Below are 19949 nucleotides of genomic sequence, written 5' to 3' on the forward strand. Positions count from 1 at the left end.
TATGAAACTGAGTCTGGGCCCTGTGCTGTTTTACTGGAGCCGTGAAAAGCTCTTGGACTTTTATGCCGAGATGGCTGAGCAGCCGCTCGATATCATCTACCTGGGCGAAACCGTCTGCTCCAAGCGTCGCGCTCTATCGCTGGACGACTGGCTCGGCTTGGCCCGTGAGCTACGCGAGTGCAGCAAGGCTGAGTTGGTGCTCTCGGGTTTGGCGTTGATCGAGGCCGCTTCCGAGCTGTCCAGCCTCAAGCGCTTGTGCCACAACGGCGAAATGCTGGTGGAAGCCAATGATATGGGGGCGGTGCAACTGCTGCACGAACAAGGCCTGCCATTTGTCGCCGGCCCCGCGCTCAACCTGTATAACGCCCAAGCCCTTGCCGAGCTGCAAGACTGTGGCTTGCAACGCTGGGTGCCGCCGGTGGAGTGTTCGGCGGCGCTGTTGCGCGACTGCCTGGACCAGCTTGATGCGCTGGGACGACCGCGCCCCGAAGTGGAGTTGTTTGCCTACGGCCATTTGCCCCTGGCCTACTCGGCGCGCTGTTTTACCGCGCGAGCGGAGAACCGCCCCAAGGACGATTGCCAGATTTGCTGCATCAACTACTCCGAAGGTATCCCGCTGCTCAGCCAGGAAGGCGAAGCGTTGTTTACCCTCAATGGCATCCAGACGCTCTCGGCGCGGGTGAATAACCTGCTGGCCGACTACCCGGCTGTGCAACGCAGTGGCGTTGATTGCCTGCGCTTAAGCCCGCGCGCTGACGGCATGGCCCAGGTGGTGGCGGATTATCACGCGGTGCGTCAGGGCGGTTTGCCGCCGTTGCTGGCGCAGGGTTGCAATGGTTACTGGCATGGCCGTCCGGGTATGCTCAGCGCAGAGGAGGCTGGCCTGTGTTAAGTGTTCAACAGTGGGCGCTGCGCAGTGCTGATCCGTTACTGGGGCTGGCCAAGCATGTGCCCTTTACCTTGCAGCGCTGGGTATTGGAGGCCGCCGCCGCACGGCTGTTTGCTGAGTCGGTGAGTGACGGCGCGTTTGATTTGCTCAAGGGTCGCTGGCTGCGTTTGGAGGTGAGCGATTTGCAGCTGGGCTGGTGCATCACCCGTAACCGTCAGGGCTTGCGCATGGCTGCGCAGGCGCCTGTAGATGTGTGCATCCGCGGTAACTGGCGTGAGTTTGTCTTGCTCGCCAGCCGCCAGGAAGACCCGGACACCTTGTTCTTTCGCCGGCGCCTAGTGATTGAAGGGGATACCGAGCTGGGGTTGGCGATGAAAAACCTGATCGACAGTCTCGACCCGGACCAACTGCCGCCACGCCTGTGGCGTTCGCTATGCCGGGTGGGTGAGGTGGTTCGTGATGATCTGGCGCAACGGGCAACGGCCAAGGCCAGCTAAGCACTCACCCCACGGCAGTGCTGCCGGTTCATACAGACAGCACTGCCGGGTGGAGGGTGTGTTTAGGATTTGTGGTTTTCTAGCGCCGGCTGCAGGCGCTGATCGCGGCTAATCAGTTCCACTATTTCCGCGTAGACTTGGTCCACGGTTGCGCTGTTGAAATCCTTGCCGTAGCGCTTCTTTAAGCCCAGGTCACTCAGGGTGATATGCACATTGGCCTTGATGCCGTGTTGCTCCAGGCAGCCTCGCACGCACTCTAGCTTGCAGCCATCGAACGCAAGAATAGCTTGGCCGCTACACGCCTTGTTAACCAGCGCGGTAACTCGCCCGCCGACCCCGGCAATGCAGGACATCTCGGCCAGCCCGGCACGGTCTAGGCGCACAGCCAGGGTATTGGCGAGCTGAGCCACGTTGGAGCAGCCGGAGCAGGAATAAACCAGTGGCAGGGTAGGGGTGGACATAAAGCACTCCTCAGATGAGCCGCCGCATACGGCGGCGTTCATTCGTAGTAGTTGGCCAGGCTGAGAGGATCCAAGACGCGGATATTGCGGCGCTCCATGGCGATCAATCCGGCATCAATCAGGCGATGCAGGATGCGCGAGAAGGTTTCCGGCTGGATGCCCAGCTGCGAGGCGATAAGCCGTTTCGGTACGCTGAGCTGAATTTGCTCGCCGCCAGCCTCGTCTTGCTCCTGGCAGAGAAAACGCACCACGCGCCGACCGGCATTTCCGGCAGTCAGGGTGTCGATTTCATTCAGGCGTTGATGCAGGCGAATACTCAGATTGGCCAACAAGTCGAGGCAGATTTTCGGTTGTTCTTCCAGCAGACGCCGGTAATGACAGCCATCAATACTGATCAGGTTACTGGTCTTCAGCGCGTTACAGGTCACCGGATAATATTTTGCGCCGGTAAACAGCAAGGCTTCGGCAAAGCTCTGGCCGGGTTGAATCACCTCGACCAGTTTTTCCTGCCCTTCGAACAGCACGCGGGTCAGCTTTACTTGGCCGTTGAGCAGCAGATAAAAGCGATCGGCCGTGTCGCCCTGGTGGAACAACGCCTCACCGCTGTCCAGCTTGCGGTGAATCGCCAGGCAACTGACTTCGTTGAATAGATCCTCGGGCAAGCGGCTGAACAAGTGGTGCTGGCGCAACGCCTTGAGGTTTTCTGAATCGGTCAGCATGGCGGTACCTCCTAGCTGCCATCCTATGTGCACTGTTGCGCCTCGCCCATTCCCCGAAGGCGCTACCTCCAAAGAGGCAGTGTGATGTTGTGGCTGATTTGGGATGCTATGGCGAGGAACCTCGTGCGTTCGGTGGCGGGTGTTTAAGCCAGGCTTGATTGAGGAATGCGCCGTGGATGTGAAGCAGTTGTTGAGTAACAACCGTAACTGGGCCGAATCGATGAGCGCTCGTGATCCGGACTTCTTCCCCAGCTTGGCGCGTCAGCAGAAACCGGAGTTTCTCTGGGTCGGTTGCTCCGACAGCCGCGTGCCGGCTAACGAAGTGGTGGGGATGATGCCCGGTGAGCTGTTTGTGCATCGCAACGTGGCCAATATGGTGGTGGCCACAGACATGAATTTTCTCTCGGTGCTGCAGTACGCGGTAGACGTACTGCAGGTCAAACAGATAATCGTCTGTGGCCATTACGGCTGTGGTGGCGTGCGCGCGGCGTTGAGCCATGAAGCCCTTGGATTGATCGATAACTGGCTGCGCGCGCTAAAGGCCTTGCATCATCAGAACTTGCCACGGTTTGCCGGGCTGAATGCCGAGCAGCAGGTCAATTTATTGTGCGAGCTGAATGTGCAGCGCCAGGTGCGAAACGTGTGCCACACCACCATTGTGCAGAGCGCTTGGCGGCGTGGGCAGAGTCTGGCGGTGCATGGTTGGATCTATGGTTTGACCGACGGCCTGGTCAAAGACCTGAACGTGACTGTCGATTGCGCTACCCAGCTCGATGAGACCTTTCTGTATGACCAATAACGCGGGTGTGAAAACCGCTTAACGCAGATTTTCCATGGCCCATACCGCCGCTTCAACCCGTGAACGCAGGCCGAGTTTGTGCAGCAGGTGTTTCACATGCACCTTCACGGTACCTTCGGTGATGCCCAGTTTGTTGCCGACCATTTTGTTGCTCAGGCCGCCGGCGATCATTTTCAGCACCTGCCGTTCGCGATCGGTTAAATCCAGTGAGCTGGCACTTTGCGGCGCGCGCAGTGCCTGAGCGAGTGCCGCAGTCAGCGCCGGGCTGACCACCAGCGCACCTTTCAGAGCCTCGCGCAACCGCACGATCAGCAGCTCCGGCTCCATATCCTTGAGCAGGTAACCGTCGGCGCCAAAGCGCATGGCATCGCGCACGTCATGTTCGGCATCGGACACGGTAAACAGCAGTACCTTGCCGGCGTAGTTCAATTCGCGCAGGCGTTTGAGGGTTTCCACGCCATTGAGTTGCGGCATGTTGTTGTCAAGCAACACCAGCTCAGGGTTCAACTGGGCCACTAGGGCGATGGCTTCTTCGCCGTTATTGGCTTCTCCGACAACGCACAGGTCGCTCTCCAGCTCGATCAGTTGGCGAATGCCGCGACGCATTATGGGGTGGTCGTCGACCAGCAACAGGGTGTGGGGAGCGGAAGGCTTCATTGCGGATTATCTCGGCTGGGTTGGCGAAGAAATTCGGGGCAGAACAGTACATGCACCCGGGTTCCACTGGGTTCGCGTGAGCTAATGCTGAGGTCGCCGCTGAGGCTGCGAGCACGCTCCTGCATGATGGTTAAACCATGATGTTGGCGACTGTCGAATCCATCGGCAATTCCACAACCGTCATCCTCGATCAAGAGCTCGACCTTTTCGCCGAGCTGGCGCAGGTGCACCCAGGCTTGTTTGGCTTGGGCGTGACGGGTGCAGTTGGATAATGCTTCGCGCACGATTTGCAACAGGTGGATCTGTTCGGTTGCCGTGAGGCCAAAGGCCAGTGGTTCGCAATGCAACAGTATGCGGATATTGCCGCGCTCGGCGAACTCGCGGGCAGTGTCGTTGAACGCCTGGTCGATACCGCCGTCCTGAATTTGCAGGCGGAAGGTAGTGAGGAGCTCGCGTAATTGGCGGTAGGCATTATTCAGCCCGTCACGCAGTTCATCACTGACCTGGATCAATTGCTCGCCCGACTCGCCGCGGCGAATCAGGGTCTGCAGGCGGCTGACCTGCAGCTTCATGTAGGACAACGCCTGGGCCAGCGAATCATGCAGCTCGCGGGCGATAATGGTGCGCTCATCGAGCAGGAGCAAACGGTTGTCCTGTTCGCGCTGGTGCTCGAGCAGCAACGAGGTGCCGATCAGGTTGGCCAGGGCTTGAATCAGCTCCTGCTCCCAGATATGTGGCGGGTGGCCATCGAGGTAGTGCGCGCGCAACTCGCCCAAACTATGGCCTTGAGCATTGACCGGGTAAATCAGCCGGCTAGGCCCCTGATGACGCTCGCAGCTGGCGCAGTCGTTAGGCGCACAGATTTCCCGTGACTCGTTACCGTGCAGGGCAATCAGCTGCTCAACCGGCTCAGCGGCATCGCCACGCAGGCACAGGGTCAGGCGCAGGCCCGGTAAGCGCAGCTGGAAGCGCTCGATCAGTTCGTCCAGCTGCTCCGCGTTGGCCGGGTTGCTAGCAATGCTGCGGCTGCTTGTATAGAGGAGTTCAAGCGCGGCATTGGATTGTTCGAGGTTCTGGGTTTTTTCCGCGACTCGTGATTCCAGCGTGCGGTGTGACTCTTCGATGGCGTCGGCCATGCTGTTGAAACTCAGGGCCATCTGCCCCAATTCGTCGTCGGAACGATATTCGATACGTGCATCCAGATCGCCTGTGCGAAAGCGCTCCGTGGTGCTCACCAACTCTTGTAACGGGCTGATGACACTGCTTTGCAGCTCGAACATGCCGATCAACAGAATGACCACCGTAAGCAGCAGGGCTGCTCCTTGGATGTTTTGCTGCCAGCTTTGACGCTGCTCACTGAGTTTTTGCAGCAACAGCACAAACTGTTCGAGTTGCTCGACAAATCCTTCCGAGGCTTGCTGGAACGCTACTTTGTCGTTGCGTTCCAGCGCAGGTCTCAACTGTGTATCCCAGGTTTTAAAGATGTTGCCGAAGGCTTGTTGCTGTGGGGAGGCGCTCTGCTCGTTGAGCAAGTGCTGCAGGGTGCTGCTGTCGAGGCGCCGCTGCATGTCGTTGCTTAGTTGAGCAACCTGCTCGGGCGAGGCGTTGGCTTCCAGCTGCCAGTTCAGTCGGTAGGTGGCCATACGCAGTGAGCCTGCGGTGTTGATGGCCGCAGCGTCGTTCTCACTGACCCAGGCAATCAGCACCGCACTAAAGGCGCTGGAGAAGGCAAGGGCGGCAATCAGCATGACCGCAAGTCCGGCTCGGGCCGGCAGCGAGCTTTTCAGCCAGTCAAGCATGACGGCTACCTCTAAAGAGATTTTGGCCAAAGTCCATGTGTTTAGTACCCCGCCTTTTTTTATTTAACCTATTGATTTTAATGAATTTATTTATCGTTATTGGCGCTACCTCTTTAGTGGTATCGACGGCAATGATAGGCCCTGGAGGTGATGGGCTCCCTTGATCTAGGTCAACTGTTTCCGATGGCACGCGACTATCCTGCTACCATGAACTGACATGCGGGGGAGCGGTCATGGTAAGCCAGAAAGTACAGCAAGGCTTGGTACTGGGCATGAGTACCACAGCGTTCACCATCTGTTTCATGGTGTGGATGATGTTTGCGGTGCTGGGTATTCCGGTCAAAGAGCTGCTGCAGCTCAACGAGACCCAGTTTGGTTTGCTGGTATCCACACCGGTGCTGACCGGTTCGCTGGTGCGCCTGCCACTGGGCATGCTCACCGACCGTTTTGGCGGGCGGATCGTGTTCTTTCTGCTGATGTTGGCGTGTGTCCTGCCGATTTACCTGATCAGCGCGGCCACTCAGTACTGGCAGTTTCTGCTCTTGGGTTTGTTTGTCGGCCTGGCTGGCGGTTCTTTCTCGGTAGGCATCGCCTATGTCGCCAAGTGGTTCAGCAAGCAAACCCAAGGCACGGCAATGGGGGTGTTCGGTGCCGGTAACGCGGGCGCTGCCCTGACCAAGTTTGTGGCTCCGGCAATTATTGCCGCCGGCAGCTGGCAGATGGTGCCCAAGGTCTACTCGGCCATCATGTTCATCACGGCGCTGCTGTTCTGGTTTTTCACCTACGAGAACAAAGCGCACCGCATGCCCAGTTCGGTGTCGTTCGCCGAGCAGCTCAAGACGCTGAAGGATCCTCGGGTATGGCGCTACTGCCAGTACTACTCGATCGTGTTTGGCGGCTATGTCGCATTGGCCCTGTGGATGACCAAGTACTACGTCCAGGAGTACGAATTCTCCCTGCAGAGCGCAGCGTTACTGGCCGCCTGTTTCTCCCTGCCCGGCGGCATCTTGCGCGCCTTCGGCGGCTGGATGTCGGACAAGTGGGGCGCGCACAGCGTGACCTGGTGGGTGATGTGGGTCAGCTGGATTTGCTTGTTCATTCTGTCCTACCCGCAAACCAGCCTGATCGTACAAACCGTCAATGGCCCGCAAAGCTTTCACCTGGGGCTGAGCGCCACGTTGTTCACCGTGCTGCTGTTCATCATGGGCATCGCCTTCGCGTTCGGCAAAGCCTCGGTCTTCAAATACATCTCCGATGAGTTCCCTGACCGCATGGGCGCTGTGTCCGGCATCGTCGGTCTGGCGGGCGGTCTGGGTGGTTTTGTCCTGCCAATCATGTTTGGCGCGCTGGTTGATCTGACTGGCGTACGCAGCTCCTGCTTCATGCTCATGTACGGAGTGGTCTGGGTCTCTCTGGTCTGGATGTACCTCAGCGAAGTCCGCAAAACCCCGCTCATGGGTCAGGGCTCTTCTAGCCCAATGGTTTCCGCTTCTGACGCTTAAGGAGAGAGTTATGTCTGTAACCAACAACCTCGCCAGTAATTTACCTCCACCCAAGGGGCCGGTGATTAGCGACTGGCAACCAGAGGACCCGCATTTCTGGGGCACGGTCGGTAAGCGCATTGCCAACCGTAACCTGTGGGTCTCGATTCCGGCGCTGCTGCTAGCGTTTGCCGTGTGGATGGTGTGGAGCACGGTGATTGTGCGTTTGAACGCCATCGGCTTCGGTTTCACCACCGACCAACTTTTTTGGCTGGCCGCCTTGCCGGGGTTGTCCGGTGCCACATTGCGCATCTTTTATTCGTTCATGGTGCCCATCTTCGGTGGCCGCCGCTGGACCGCGCTAAGTACGGCCTCGTTGCTTGCTCCGGCTATCTGGATGGGCTTTGCCGTACAGAACCCGGAAACGCCTTACAGCGTATTTGTGATCATCGCGTTGCTCTGTGGTTTTGGCGGCGGCAACTTTGCTTCATCGATGTCCAATATCAGCTTCTTCTACCCGAAAGCACAGCAGGGCACAGCGCTCGGCTTGAATGCCGGTCTTGGCAATCTGGGCGTTTCGGTGATGCAGTTTCTGGTGCCATTGGTCATTGGCTTCAGCCTGTTTGGGGCTGTGGGTGGTCGTCCGCAGGAACTGGCGGATGGTGGTCAGTTGTGGCTGCAAAACGCCGGTTTTGTCTGGGTTCCGCTGATCATCGCGGTCACTGTAGCCGCCTGGTTTTGCATGAATGATTTGACCAGCGCCAAGGCCTCCTTCTCTGAGCAGGCAGTGATTTTCACCCGTAAGCACAACTGGTTGATGTGCTGGTTATACCTGGCCACCTTCGGTTCTTTTATTGGCTTTGCTGCTGCTTTCCCGCTGTTGATCAAACACTCCTTTCCTGATGTGAACGCTTTGAAATTTGCCTTTCTTGGGCCCTTTGTCGGTGCGCTGATGCGTCCGCTGGGCGGTTGGGTAGCGGACAAGCTGGGCGGCGCGCGCGTCACCCTGTGGAACTTTGTACTGATGATCGCAGCGGTATTCGGGGTCATTCACTTTTTGCCGCAGGACGGTAGCGCCGGAAGCTTCTACGGCTTTCTGGCGATGTTCATGCTGCTGTTTGTTACCACCGGTATTGGTAACGGTTCGACCTTTCGCATGATCCCGGTGATTTTCCGCACCTTGCATGAACGCTGGAGCGCCGGCAAAGACGCGGCCGCTAAAGAGTTGGCCAGCAAGGCGGCGGGTAAGGAGTCAGCTGCTGTTCTGGGCTTTACCTCGGCAATTGGCGCCTTCGGTGCGTTCTTTATTCCCAAGTCATTCGGTTCCTCCATCGCGCTGACCGGTGGACCTGAGGTCGCCCTCTACGTGTTCGTGGGCTACTACCTGAGCTGCATCCTGGTGACCTGGTGGTGGTACTCACGCAAGGGTGCCGAGACACCCTGCTAACCCCGTAACTGAATCCGAGAAATGACGAGCGTAGGGCCGCCTGCGCTCAGCCTGAGAGGAAGAAAAAATGAGCCACCTACTCGACCAGCTGCGCTTCTTCAATCGTAAGCAGGGTGAGTTCGCCGATGGTCACGGTGAGACCCGCAAAGAGTCCCGTGACTGGGAGAACGTGTACCGCTCACGCTGGCAGTACGACAAGATTGTGCGCTCCACCCACGGGGTGAACTGCACCGGTTCGTGCTCGTGGAAGATCTACGTGAAGAACGGCCTGATCACCTGGGAAACCCAGCAGACCGACTACCCGCGTACCCGTAACGACCTGCCCAACCACGAGCCGCGGGGCTGCCCACGGGGTGCCAGCTACAGCTGGTACATCTACAGCGCCAACCGTCTGAAGTACCCGAAAATTCGCAAGCCACTGCTTAAACTGTGGCGTGAAGCGCGCCGTACCATGGCGCCGGTAGAGGCCTGGGCGAGCATTGTTTCCGATCCGGTCAAGGCCGAGTCGTACAAAAGCAAGCGCGGCATGGGTGGCTTTATTCGTTCGAGCTGGGATGAAGCCAACGAAATCATCGCCGCTGCTAACGTCTACACCGTTAAAGAGCACGGCCCGGACCGCGTGGTCGGCTTCTCGCCGATCCCCGCCATGTCGATGGTCAGCTACGCCGCAGGCAGCCGTTACCTGTCGCTGATCGGCGGCGTATGCCTGAGCTTCTATGACTGGTACTGCGACCTGCCGCCGGCTTCCCCGCAGGTGTGGGGCGAGCAGACCGACGTGCCGGAGTCGGCCGACTGGTACAACTCCAACTACATCATTGCCTGGGGCTCCAACGTCCCGCAGACCCGCACCCCGGACGCGCACTTCTTCACTGAGGTGCGCTACAAAGGCACCAAGACCGTTTCCGTTACTCCGGACTATTCCGAAGTAGCCAAGCTCACCGACCTCTGGCTGAACCCTAAGCAGGGCACCGATGCGGCGTTGGCTCAGGCGTTCAATCACGTCATCTTCAAAGAGTTCCACCTCGACAAGCCGAGTGAATATTTCACCGACTACGTGCGTCGTTACACCGACTTCCCAATGCTGGTGCTGCTCAAGGAGCATGGCGAAGGTAGCTACCAGCCGGACCGCTTCCTGCGTGCCGCTGACCTGACCGACAACCTTGAGCAGGCCAACAACCCCGAGTGGAAAACCGTTGCCCTGGACAGCGCCAGCAATGAACTGGTGTCGCCGTTGGGCTCGATCGGCTACCGCTGGGGCGAGAAGGGCAAGTGGAACATCCAGGCCCGTGAAGGCTCGGCGGATCGTGAGGTCAAACTGCAACTGAGCCTGATCGGCGAAGACGTGGCCGAAGTGGCGTTCCCCTACTTTGGCGGGCAGACCCACGCGCACTTCCAGCACGTGGCAGGTGACGAGGTGCAGTTGCGCCGGGTGCCGGTCCGTTCCATCACCCTGGCCGATGGCAGCCAGGTGAAAGTCGCTACCGTATTCGATCTGTCGGCGGCCAACCTGGCCATCGACCGTGGTCTGGGCGGCGCTAACGTGGCCAAGGATTACAACGATGCCAGCGTGCCCGGCACCCCGGCGTGGCAGGAGCAGATCACTGGCGTCAGCCGTGAGAAGGCCATCCAGATCGCCCGTGAGTTTGCCGACAACGCCGACAAGACCAAGGGTCGCAGCATGATCATCGTCGGTGCGGCGATGAACCACTGGTACCACATGGACATGAACTACCGTGGCCTGATCAACATGCTGATGTTGTGCGGCTGCGTAGGGCAAACCGGTGGTGGCTGGGCGCACTACGTGGGGCAGGAAAAACTGCGTCCGCAGTGCGGCTGGTTGCCGCTGGCCTTTGGCCTGGACTGGAGCCGTCCGCCACGCCAGATGAACGGTACCAGCTTCTTCTACAACCACTCGTCCCAGTGGCGTCATGAAAAAATGAGCATGCACGAAGTGCTCTCGCCCTTGGCCGACAAGTCGCAGTTCCCCGAGCACGCGCTGGATTACAACATCCGCGCCGAACGCGCCGGCTGGTTGCCGAGTGCGCCGCAGCTCAACCGTAACCCGCTGCAAATCACCAAGGATGCCGCCGCTGCGGGCATGTCGCCGGTGGATTATGTGACCCAGTCGCTGCAAGACGGCAGCTTGAAGTTTGCCTGCGAGCAGCCGGATAATCCGGCCAACTTTCCGCGCAACATGTTTATCTGGCGCTCCAACTTGCTCGGCTCGTCCGGCAAGGGCCACGAGTACATGCTCAAGTACCTGCTGGGTACCAAGAACGGCGTGATGAACGAAGACCTGGGCAAGCGCGGCGGGGTCAAGCCGGGTGATGTCGAGTGGGTGGACGAAGGCGCAATCGGCAAGCTCGATCTGGTCACCACCCTGGACTTTCGCATGTCCTCCACCTGCGTCTATTCCGACATCGTGTTGCCGACGGCAACCTGGTACGAAAAAGACGACATGAACACCTCGGACATGCACCCCTTCATTCACCCGCTGTCGGCGGCGATTGATCCGGCCTGGGAGTCGCGTTCCGACTGGGAAATCTACAAGGGTATCGCCAAGCGTTTCTCGGAAATGGCCGAAGGCCACCTGGGCGTAGAGCAGGACCTGGTGACCATTCCCATGCAGCACGACAGCGTGGGCGAGTTGGCCCAGCCTTTCGGCGGCACCGACTGGAAAACTGCCGGCGAAGCACCGGTTCCGGGCAAGAACTGCCCGAACATGCTGGTGGTCGAGCGCGACTACCCCAACACCTTCAAGAAATTCAGCTCCCTCGGGCCGCTGCTCGACAAGCTGGGCAATGGCGGCAAGGGCATTAACTGGAACACCGAACATGAGGTCGAGTTCCTCGGTGAGCTGAACTACAAGGTGCGCGAGGAGGGGGTCAGCAAAGGTCGGCCGAAGATTGATACGGCCATTGATGCGGCGGAGGTGATTCTCTCCCTGGCTCCGGAAACCAACGGCCATGTGGCGGTTAAAGCCTGGGCAGCCCTGTCCGAATTTACCGGTCTGGATCACAGCCACCTGGCCGTGCCGAAAGAGCATGAAGCGATTCGCTTCCGCGATATTCAGGCGCAGCCGCGCAAGATCATCTCCAGCCCGACCTGGTCAGGCCTGGAAGACGACAAGGTCAGCTACAACGCCGGTTACACCAACGTCCACGAGTACATCCCGTGGCGCACCATCACCGGCCGTCAGCAGTTCTATCAGGATCACCCGTGGATGCAGGCGTTTGGCGAGCAGCTGATGAGCTACCGGCCACCAATCAACACCCGCACCATCGAGTACGTGAAGGACAAGCGCCCCAACGGCAACACCGAGATCGTCTTGAACTGGATCACGCCGCACCAGAAGTGGGGCATCCACAGTACCTACACCGACAACCTGATCATGCTCACCTTGAGCCGGGGCGGCCCGATTATCTGGCTCTCGGAAACCGACGCCAAGCGTGCCGGCATCGAGGACAACGACTGGGTCGAATGCTTCAACGCCAACGGCGCCCTGACCGCGCGAGCGGTGGTCAGCCAGCGGGTTAAAGACGGCATGGTGATAATGTACCACGCCCAGGAACGGATCATGAACGTGCCGGGTTCGGAAACCACCAAGACCCGTGGCGGCCACCACAACTCGGTAACCCGCGTGGTGCTCAAGCCCACCCACATGATCGGGGGCTACGCGCAACAGGCCTATGGCTTCAACTACTACGGCACGGTCGGCTGCAACCGCGACGAGTTTGTGGTGGTACGCAAGATGAGCAAGGTCGATTGGCTCGATGGCTCTGACGGTGACGCTTTGCCACAACCCCTGCCACAAGATATTTGAGGAGCGCTGACATGAAAATTCGTTCACAAGTCGGCATGGTCTTGAACCTGGACAAGTGCATCGGTTGCCACACCTGTTCAATCACCTGCAAAAACGTCTGGACCAGCCGTGAAGGCATGGAATACGCCTGGTTCAACAACGTGGAAACCAAGCCTGGTATTGGCTACCCGAAAGAGTGGGAAAACCAGGACAAGTGGAAGGGCGGTTGGGTACGCAACAAGGACGGCTCGATCAATCCGAAAATCGGTGGCAAGTTCCGCGTGCTGGCGAACATCTTCGCCAACCCGGACATGCCCACCATCGACGACTATTACGAGCCGTTCGATTTCGACTATCAACACCTGCACACCGCACCACTGGGTGAGCATCAGCCGACTGCCCGGCCGCGCTCGGTACTCACCGGCAAGCGCATGCAGAAGATCGAATGGGGCCCGAACTGGGAAGAAATTCTCGGTACCGAGTTCGCCAAGCGGCGCAAGGACAAGAACTTCGACAAGATCCAGGCGGACATTTATGGCGAGTATGAAAATACCTTCATGATGTACCTGCCGCGCCTGTGCGAGCACTGCCTCAATCCGGCTTGCGCGGCGTCCTGCCCGAGCGGCGCGATCTACAAGCGCGAAGAAGACGGCATCGTGCTGATCGATCAGGAGAAGTGCCGCGGCTGGCGCATGTGCATCAGTGGCTGCCCGTACAAGAAGATTTACTACAACTGGAAGAGCGGCAAATCCGAGAAGTGCATCTTCTGCTACCCGCGCATCGAAGCCGGTATGCCGACCGTCTGCTCGGAAACCTGCGTAGGGCGTATCCGCTACCTCGGCGTATTGCTGTACGACGCTGACCGTATTGCCGAAGTGGCCAGCACGCCAAACGAGCAGGACCTGTATCAGAAGCAGCTGGATATCTTCCTTGACCCCAATGACCCGGCTGTCATCAAGCAGGCGTTGGCCGACGGCGTACCGATGTCGGTGATCGAGTCGGCGCAAAAATCGCCGGTGTACAAGCTGGCGGTGGACTGGAAGCTGGCCCTGCCGCTGCACCCGGAATACCGCACCTTGCCAATGGTCTGGTACGTGCCGCCATTGTCGCCCATCCAGAACGCGGCCACCGCCGGCACCGTCGGGATGAACGGGGTGATTCCGGATGTCGACAGCCTGCGTATCCCGCTGCGCTATCTGGCCAACCTGCTGACGGCGGGCGACGAGAAGCCGGTCAAACTGGCCCTCAAGCGCTTGCTGGCCATGCGTGCCTACAAGCGTGCCGAGCAGGTCGAAGGCGTGCAGGACCTGCAAGTGCTTGAAGAGGTTGGTCTGTCGCAGGCGCAAGTGGAGGACATGTACCGCTACCTGGCCATCGCCAACTACGAAGATCGCTTCGTGATCCCATCCGCGCACCGTGAAGACGCCATGACGGATGCCTTTGCCGAGCGTTCCGGTTGTGGCTTCAGCTTTGGCAGTGGTTGCAGTGGCAGTTCGGACACCAACATGTTCGGCGCGAAAAAGGCCAACAAGCGCGACATCCTGAAAACCGTGCAGTTGTGGGAGGACTAAGCATGAAAATTCTTAAAGTCATCTCGTTGCTACTGGATTATCCGACCGAGGTGCTGCTGGACGGTCGTGATGAATTGGATCAAGCGATTGCCGCCAGCCGTGAAATCAGCCCGGAGCAGCGCCATGCGCTGCACGAGCTGCTCAAACTGATTTGCGAAAATGACCTGATGGACGGCCAGGAGCACTACGGTGCCCTGTTCGGTCGCGGTCGCTCACTGTCCCTGCTGATGTTTGAGCATGTGCATGGTGAGTCCCGTGATCGCGGCCAGGCCATGGTCGATTTGATGGCGCAGTACGAAGAAGCCGGTTTTGCCATCAGGGTGAAAGAGCTGCCGGACTACATCCCGCTGTACCTGGAATACCTCGCTACCCGTGAAGACCTGGAGGCCCGTGAGGGCTTGGCCGATGTCGCGCATTTGCTGGCGTTGTTGGCCACCCGTCTGGATGAACGTGAAAGCGCCTATGCCAGTTGTTTGCGTGCCCTGCTGCAGATTTCCGGCGCCAACCCGCAAGTGGCAATGGATGAGGTGCGTGAGCAAGTCGCCGCCGAGGTGCGTGACGACTCGCTGGAGGCTCTGGATAAGGTGTGGGAAGAGGAGGCCGTGGACTTTATGCAGGCCGAGCAGCAAGACCGTTGCCCGAGCCAGACCACGTTGTCGGGCAAGGCGCGTGAAGAGTCTGCGGTGCCGTTGCATTGGGTTGATTTCAAACAGGATGGGTTGGCCACCGAGCTGACTCCGGAGGTGCGTCATGTCCAAGGTTGATCTGTTGCTATTCGGGGTTTTCCCCTACATCGCGCTGGCTATCTGCCTGATCGGTAGTTGGGCGCGCTTTGATCTGTCGCAATACAGCTGGAAGTCAGGCTCCAGCCAGGTGTTCAACCGCAACGCGGCCGAGCAGCGCTACATGCGCATCGCCAGCAATTTGTTCCACGTCGGGGTGCTGTTTGTCCTGGCCGGTCACTTTGTGGGTTTGCTTACGCCTGAGCCGATTTATCACCATGTAATCAGCACCGCGAACAAGCAGTTGTTGGCGATGGTGTCCGGTGGTTTCTTCGGCATCCTGTGCCTGATCGGCTTGCTCATGCTGATCAAACGGCGCTGGACCGACGACCGTGTGCGTGCTTCTTCCAGCACCTCGGACATGATGATTCTGCTGGTGCTGTTGGCTCAGCTGATCTTGGGGCTTATGACCATCGTGGCGTCTACTCAGCACATGGATGGTTCGGTGATGGTCATGCTGGGGCACTGGGCGCAAAGCATTGTGACCCTGCAACCGGTAGCCGCGGCGGCGGCCATTACACCGGTGAGCTTGGTGTACAAGCTGCACGTGTTCCTCGGTCTGACCCTGTTCGTGCTGTTTCCCTTCACCCGTCTGGTGCACATCGTCAGTGCTCCGGTGTGGTACCTGGGGCGGCGCTACCAGATCGTGCGGCAAAAAGGCTGAGTCGCGTGTGGCGAGCGCTTAACTAAATCATCTGTTGTGCGGGGCACGCCGTGCCCTGCACTGAGCGAGGAATACCGTCATGGCATGTGGATGCGGTGGAGGAAATGGTGGCGGCGGTTGCGCCGGCGGGCAAGAGCCCGTTGCTGCACCTGTTGCAGGGCCTGCTGTGCAGGAGTTTGTCCCGCCGGTGCGCGAGGTTGAGACTCAGGCGCCTGATAATACCCTGGAGCTGATTGCCTCCAGTGAACAGGAGTGGCCGCGGATCAAGGTCAATGGTGTCGGCCTGGCAGTCGAGAACATTGCTCAGGAGCTGCAGTATCACCCGGCCGATACGCGTCAGGAGGCGGTGTTTCTGGCCAGCCAGGCGTTGGTGATCCGTGAATTGTTGACTCAGCGGGTCAATGCACTGGGCCTCAGGGTTCAGCCTGCAGAAGGCGAAAGCCGCGAAGAGGCAGCCATCAGCGCCCTGATTGAGCGCGAAGTGGCCTTGCCCAGTGCAGACTCTGCAACGTGTGAGCAGTATTACGAGAACAACCGGGCCCGCTTTGCCAGCGCGCCGCTGCTCGTCGCGCGGCATATTTTGCTGGCCTGCGCGGCCGATGACGCAGAAGGGCGCTCGTTGGCCAGCGAGCAGGCGCATAGCTTGCTCAAACAGTTACAGGCCGATGGCAGCCGCTTTGCCGAGTTGGTGGAAGCCTATTCGGCTTGCCCTTCAAAAGCGCAGGGCGGTGCACTCGGGCAGATCAGTCAGGGGCAAACCGTACCGGAGTTCGAACGCCAGTTGTTCCGCTTGCCGGAAGGGCTGGCCAGCCAACCGATAGAGAGCCGTTACGGTTTCCATCTGGTTTGGGTTGACCAGCGTATCGAGGGTAAGCAGCTACCCTTTGAGGTGGTTGAAGGCTCCATTCGTGCCGAACTGGACCAGCGGGTCTGGCAGGTCGCGGTGGTGCAATACATCAAAGGCCTGATCGGTGCGGCGGATATCCAGGGCATAGTCCTGGAAGGTGCCGATTCGCCTCTGTTGCAGTAATCACCAGCCCGGTCGCCTGAGGTTGGCGCACCAAGGAGTGCCAGATGGACAGCAATCTGCAGGATGGTTTCGGTCGCACTATCGATTACCTACGGATGTCGGTGACTGATCGCTGTGATTTCCGTTGTGTCTACTGCATGGCTGAAGACATGACCTTTCTGCCACGTCAGCAGGTGCTGGGCCTGGAAGAGCTGTACCGCCTGGCCGCCTTGTTTGTACGCAATGGGGTGAAGAAGATTCGTCTCACTGGCGGCGAACCTTTGGTGCGCAAGGGCATTGTCGGTTTGTGTGAGCAAATTGCTGCATTGCCAGGCCTGCGTGAGCTGGTGATGACCACCAATGGCTCGCAGTTAACCAAGCTGGCGCAACCTTTGGCCAATGCCGGGGTAAAGCGGCTGAATATCAGCCTCGACACCCTGAACGGCGAACGCTTCCGCGCCATTACCCGTACCGGCGAGTTGCATCAGGTGCTGGCTGGCATTGAGGCGGCCAGCGTGGCCGGTTTCGGGCGGATCAAGCTCAACACGGTGGTGATGCAGGGTCGTAACGCCGATGAGGTGGTTGAACTGGTGGATTACGCCGTCAACCGCGGGCTGGATATCAGCTTTATTGAAGAAATGCCGCTGGGCGATGTGGGGCGTTCGCGTGGCGAAAGCTTCTGCTCCAGTGATTGGGTACGTGAGCGGATTGCCGAGCGCTTCAGCCTGATCGACAGCGCCGAGCTCAGTGGCGGGCCTGCACGTTATGTGCGGCTGAAAGACTTTCCCGATAGCCGTATCGGTTTTATTTCACCGCACAGCCACAATTTTTGCAGCACCTGCAATCGTGTTCGGCTGACCGTGGAAGGGCGCTTGCTGTTGTGCCTGGGTCACGAAAACTCAGTGGATTTGCGGGCGCTGCTGCGCCGTCACCCGGAAACCGATACACCGCTGCTCAATGCCATCAATGCAGGCCTTGCCCGCAAACCTTTACGTCATGAATTCAGTGTGAACGGTGAGGTTCAGGTGGTGCGCTTTATGAACGCCAGCGGCGGCTAGCCGCTGGTTGTTGCCTTATACCCTCCTTAACCTGCATTGCAGGTTTTTGCCACGTGTCGAGCCTGTTGGGGCAGGACGTGGCTTTTTTCGTTTTTGCCTCTGCTGGCTGCTCAAGGCCGAGTTTTGCCTGCCTTCCTTGGTGAATGCCCAAGGTCGTGCGAGCGCTTTTGTAGCGTTCTTGATCATGGTCAAGTTATATCCGGGCTTTACGCGTAGATTGCACATCATGTTGTGTTTATTTTTTATAAAATAACTAGATGATGTGTTTTGGGGGTGGTGAATGACAGCCGGGAAAGCAGCTTTCGGGCCCCAGGTTTTACTCAAGCGCGATGGCACTGAAGTGTTATTTGAGCGTGGCAAGATCGAGCGTGCGATTGGCGCAGCAGGCCAGGCCACAGGGGAGTTCACTGCCGATGAAGTGCTCGCGCTGAGTGATGCCGTGTTGGCCCGTTTGATCCCGCAGCAGCCGCTCGATGTGGAGCGCGTGCAGGACACCGTGGAGCGGGTGTTGATGGAGGCGGGTTACTACGCTACCGCACGGGCCTACATTGTGTACCGTGAGCGCCATGGTCGCTTGCGCCGTGACCGTCACAGCCTGATTGATGTGGCGGCATCGATGAATGAATACTCTCGCGCGAAGACTGGCGCGTACAGGCCAACGCCAACCAGGGCTATTCGCTCGGTGGCCTGATTCTCAACGTATCCGGCAAGGTTACCGCCAACTACTGGCTGGATGAGGTCTACAGCCCGGCCATTGGCACCGCCCACCGCGAAGCCGATTTACATGTGCATGACCTCGACATGCTCGCCGGTTACTGCGCCGGCTGGTCGCTGCGCACCCTGCTCAATGAAGGCCTCAACGGCATCCCCGGGCGGGTAGAAGCCGGGCCGCCGCAACACCTGTCCAGCGCGCTGGGGCAGATGGTCAACTTCCTCGGTACCCTGCAAAACGAATGGGCTGGCGCCCAGGCATTCAGTTCCTTTGACACCTACCTGGCACCTTACGTGCGCAAGGACAATCTCAGCTTTGCCCAGGTACGCCAGTCGATACAGGAGTTCATCTACAACCTCAACGTACCGTCACGCTGGGGCACGCAAACGCCGTTTACCAACCTGACCTTTGACTGGGTTTGCCCGGACGATTTGCGCGAGCAAGTGCCGCTGATTGGCGGTGAGGAAATGCCGTTCAGTTACGGTGAGCTGCAAGCCGAGATGGATCTGATCAACCGCGCCTATATCGAAGTGATGATGGCCGGCGACGCCAAGGGCCGGGTGTTCACCTTCCCGATACCGACCTACAACATCACCCATGATTTCCCCTGGGACAGCGAAAACGCCACGCGCCTGTTCGATATGACGGCGCGCTACGGCCTGCCGTATTTCCAGAATTTCCTTAATTCCGATATGCAGCCCAATCAGGTGCGCTCCATGTGCTGCCGTTTGCAGCTGGATGTGCGTGAGTTGCTCAAATGGGGCGGTGGGCTGTTTGGCTCGGCCGAGCAAACCGGCTCACTGGGTGTGGTAACGCTCAACTGCGCGCGCCTGGGTTACCTCTACCGGCAAGACTGGGGCGGCCTGCTGCAGTGCCTGGATGAGTTGCTGCAATTGGCTTACGAGAGCCTGGAGGTCAAGCGCAAGGTTATTCAGCACCATATGGATAACGGCCTGTACCCCTACACCAAGCGCTACCTGGGCACGTTGCGTAACCATTTCTCGACCATTGGGGTTAACGGCATTCACGAGATGCTGCGCAATTACACCCATGATGAGCACGGCATGCACACCGATGCCGGGCGTGCACTCGCCTTGCGTTTGCTCGACCACGTACGGGCGCGTTTGGTCGAGTTTCAGGAGCAGAGCGGGCATCTGTACAACCTCGAAGCCACTCCAGCCGAGGGCACCACCTACCGCTTTGCCAAAGAAGACCCGAAGCGTTTCGCCGACATTCTCCAGGCCGGTACGCCCGAGGCGCCTTACTACACCAACTCCTCACAGCTGCCCGTAGGCTTCACCAGTGACCCGTTCGAAGCCCTTGAGTTGCAGGATGAGCTGCAATGCAAATACACCGGCGGCACCGTGCTGCATTTGTACATGGCCGAGCGCATTTCCTCCGCTGAGGCCTGTAAAAAACTGGTGCACACCGCCCTGGGGCGCTATCGCCTGCCGTACCTGACGGTAACGCCGACCTTCTCGATCTGTCCGGTGCACGGCTATCTAGCCGGTGAGCACGAATTCTGCCCGAAATGCGACGACGCTCTGCTGCAGAAGAAGTCCTGCTGCGGTGCGTTCGGCGGTTAACCCTTTACCCACAACA

15 protein-coding genes and 1 pseudogene are annotated in these 19949 nt (G+C 58.9%); 12 read left to right on the plus strand and 4 right to left on the minus strand.

Translation table 11 applies throughout. From position 1 onward, the window contains the following. Nucleotide 1 precedes the first annotated feature (1 nt). Nucleotides 2–892 (plus strand): U32 family peptidase, encoded by an 891-nt coding sequence (locus tag ACZ5WQ_RS15820; protein WP_464382639.1) that lies wholly within the window; start codon nt 2–4, stop codon nt 890–892. After that, complete coding sequence (ubiT, locus tag ACZ5WQ_RS15825) at nt 886–1386, plus strand: ubiquinone anaerobic biosynthesis accessory factor UbiT (protein ID WP_464382640.1); 501 nt, start codon at nt 886–888, stop codon at nt 1384–1386. The genes ACZ5WQ_RS15820 and ubiT overlap by 7 nt, the downstream gene beginning before the upstream one ends. A 62-nt stretch (nt 1387–1448) precedes the next feature. On the opposite strand, the gene ACZ5WQ_RS15830 is transcribed toward ubiT, so the two are convergent. Together ACZ5WQ_RS15830 and ACZ5WQ_RS15835 are read right to left on the minus strand one after the other, a co-directional pair. Further along, complete coding sequence (locus ACZ5WQ_RS15830) at nt 1449–1847, minus strand: putative zinc-binding protein (RefSeq protein ID WP_464382641.1); 399 nt, start codon at nt 1845–1847, stop codon at nt 1449–1451. A gap of 38 nt (nt 1848–1885) precedes the next feature. Further along, on the minus strand, nt 1886–2566 hold the full coding sequence (locus ACZ5WQ_RS15835; RefSeq protein ID WP_464382642.1) for a Crp/Fnr family transcriptional regulator: 681 nt from the start codon (nt 2564–2566) through the stop codon (nt 1886–1888). Nucleotides 2567–2786: 220 nt separating this feature from the next. Here ACZ5WQ_RS15835 and can point away from each other — a divergent pair, with 220 nt between their 5' ends. Next, nucleotides 2787–3365, plus strand: a complete 579-nt coding sequence (can, locus tag ACZ5WQ_RS15840; RefSeq protein WP_464383658.1) for a carbonate dehydratase — start codon at nt 2787–2789, stop codon at nt 3363–3365. Nucleotides 3366–3383: 18 nt separating this feature from the next. Here the strand turns inward: can and narL are convergent, their stop codons facing one another. Then, the gene (narL, locus tag ACZ5WQ_RS15845; protein ID WP_464382643.1) at nt 3384–4022 is read right to left on the minus strand and encodes a two-component system response regulator NarL; all 639 of its coding nucleotides are present in this window, start codon (nt 4020–4022) and stop codon (nt 3384–3386) included. Further along, on the minus strand, nt 4019–5821 hold the full coding sequence (locus tag ACZ5WQ_RS15850; RefSeq protein WP_464382644.1) for a HAMP domain-containing protein: 1803 nt from the start codon (nt 5819–5821) through the stop codon (nt 4019–4021). The genes narL and ACZ5WQ_RS15850 overlap by 4 nt, the downstream gene beginning before the upstream one ends. A 233-nt stretch (nt 5822–6054) precedes the next feature. On the opposite strand from ACZ5WQ_RS15850, the gene ACZ5WQ_RS15855 reads away from it, so the two are divergent. The 9 genes and pseudogenes from ACZ5WQ_RS15855 (at nt 6055) to ACZ5WQ_RS15895 (ending at nt 19933) form a co-directional block, all read left to right on the plus strand. Further along, on the plus strand, nt 6055–7323 hold the full coding sequence (locus ACZ5WQ_RS15855) for an MFS transporter (RefSeq protein WP_464382645.1): 1269 nt from the start codon (nt 6055–6057) through the stop codon (nt 7321–7323). A gap of 10 nt (nt 7324–7333) precedes the next feature. Beyond that, nucleotides 7334–8749 (plus strand): NarK family nitrate/nitrite MFS transporter, encoded by a 1416-nt coding sequence (locus tag ACZ5WQ_RS15860; RefSeq protein WP_464382646.1) that lies wholly within the window; start codon nt 7334–7336, stop codon nt 8747–8749. Between the two features lie 67 nt (nt 8750–8816). Then, on the plus strand, nt 8817–12572 hold the full coding sequence (locus ACZ5WQ_RS15865; protein ID WP_464382647.1) for a nitrate reductase subunit alpha: 3756 nt from the start codon (nt 8817–8819) through the stop codon (nt 12570–12572). An 11-nt stretch (nt 12573–12583) separates the two neighbouring features. Beyond that, nucleotides 12584–14122: a nitrate reductase subunit beta gene (narH, locus tag ACZ5WQ_RS15870; protein ID WP_464382648.1), complete on the plus strand. Its 1539-nt coding sequence runs from the start codon at nt 12584–12586 to the stop codon at nt 14120–14122. 2 nt (nt 14123–14124) lie between these two features. Continuing rightward, nucleotides 14125–14886 carry a nitrate reductase molybdenum cofactor assembly chaperone gene (gene narJ / locus ACZ5WQ_RS15875; RefSeq protein ID WP_464382649.1) on the plus strand — a complete coding sequence of 254 codons (762 nt, stop codon included), beginning with the start codon at nt 14125–14127 and terminating at the stop codon, nt 14884–14886. Further along, nucleotides 14873–15568: a respiratory nitrate reductase subunit gamma gene (gene narI / locus ACZ5WQ_RS15880; RefSeq protein WP_464382650.1), complete on the plus strand. Its 696-nt coding sequence runs from the start codon at nt 14873–14875 to the stop codon at nt 15566–15568. The genes narJ and narI overlap by 14 nt, the downstream gene beginning before the upstream one ends. 79 nt (nt 15569–15647) lie before the next feature. Then, nucleotides 15648–16598: a peptidylprolyl isomerase gene (locus ACZ5WQ_RS15885; RefSeq protein WP_464382651.1), complete on the plus strand. Its 951-nt coding sequence runs from the start codon at nt 15648–15650 to the stop codon at nt 16596–16598. Between the two features lie 44 nt (nt 16599–16642). Continuing rightward, nucleotides 16643–17635, plus strand: a complete 993-nt coding sequence (moaA, locus tag ACZ5WQ_RS15890) for a GTP 3',8-cyclase MoaA (RefSeq protein ID WP_464382652.1) — start codon at nt 16643–16645, stop codon at nt 17633–17635. A 280-nt stretch (nt 17636–17915) separates the two neighbouring features. After that, a pseudogene (locus tag ACZ5WQ_RS15895) lies at nt 17916–19933 on the plus strand (ribonucleoside triphosphate reductase). The last annotated feature ends 16 nt before the right edge of the window (nt 19934–19949 follow it).

It is taken from the genome of Halopseudomonas sp. T1L2 (assembly GCF_055397385.1).

Coding starts and splice junctions, on each gene's coding strand:
- ACZ5WQ_RS15820 (WP_464382639.1), top strand. CDS start 2: ATGAAACTGAGTCTGGGCCCTGTGCTGTTTTACTGGAGCCGTGAAAAG.
- ACZ5WQ_RS15885 (WP_464382651.1), top strand. CDS start 15,648: ATGGCATGTGGATGCGGTGGAGGAAATGGTGGCGGCGGTTGCGCCGGC.
- ACZ5WQ_RS15855 (WP_464382645.1), top strand. CDS start 6,055: ATGGTAAGCCAGAAAGTACAGCAAGGCTTGGTACTGGGCATGAGTACC.
- narL (WP_464382643.1), bottom strand. CDS start 4,022: ATGAAGCCTTCCGCTCCCCACACCCTGTTGCTGGTCGACGACCACCCC.
- ACZ5WQ_RS15830 (WP_464382641.1), bottom strand. CDS start 1,847: ATGTCCACCCCTACCCTGCCACTGGTTTATTCCTGCTCCGGCTGCTCC.
- narI (WP_464382650.1), top strand. CDS start 14,873: ATGTCCAAGGTTGATCTGTTGCTATTCGGGGTTTTCCCCTACATCGCG.
- ACZ5WQ_RS15850 (WP_464382644.1), bottom strand. CDS start 5,821: ATGCTTGACTGGCTGAAAAGCTCGCTGCCGGCCCGAGCCGGACTTGCG.
- narH (WP_464382648.1), top strand. CDS start 12,584: ATGAAAATTCGTTCACAAGTCGGCATGGTCTTGAACCTGGACAAGTGC.
- ACZ5WQ_RS15835 (WP_464382642.1), bottom strand. CDS start 2,566: ATGCTGACCGATTCAGAAAACCTCAAGGCGTTGCGCCAGCACCACTTG.
- narJ (WP_464382649.1), top strand. CDS start 14,125: ATGAAAATTCTTAAAGTCATCTCGTTGCTACTGGATTATCCGACCGAG.
- can (WP_464383658.1), top strand. CDS start 2,787: ATGAGCGCTCGTGATCCGGACTTCTTCCCCAGCTTGGCGCGTCAGCAG.
- ACZ5WQ_RS15860 (WP_464382646.1), top strand. CDS start 7,334: ATGTCTGTAACCAACAACCTCGCCAGTAATTTACCTCCACCCAAGGGG.
- moaA (WP_464382652.1), top strand. CDS start 16,643: ATGGACAGCAATCTGCAGGATGGTTTCGGTCGCACTATCGATTACCTA.
- ACZ5WQ_RS15865 (WP_464382647.1), top strand. CDS start 8,817: ATGAGCCACCTACTCGACCAGCTGCGCTTCTTCAATCGTAAGCAGGGT.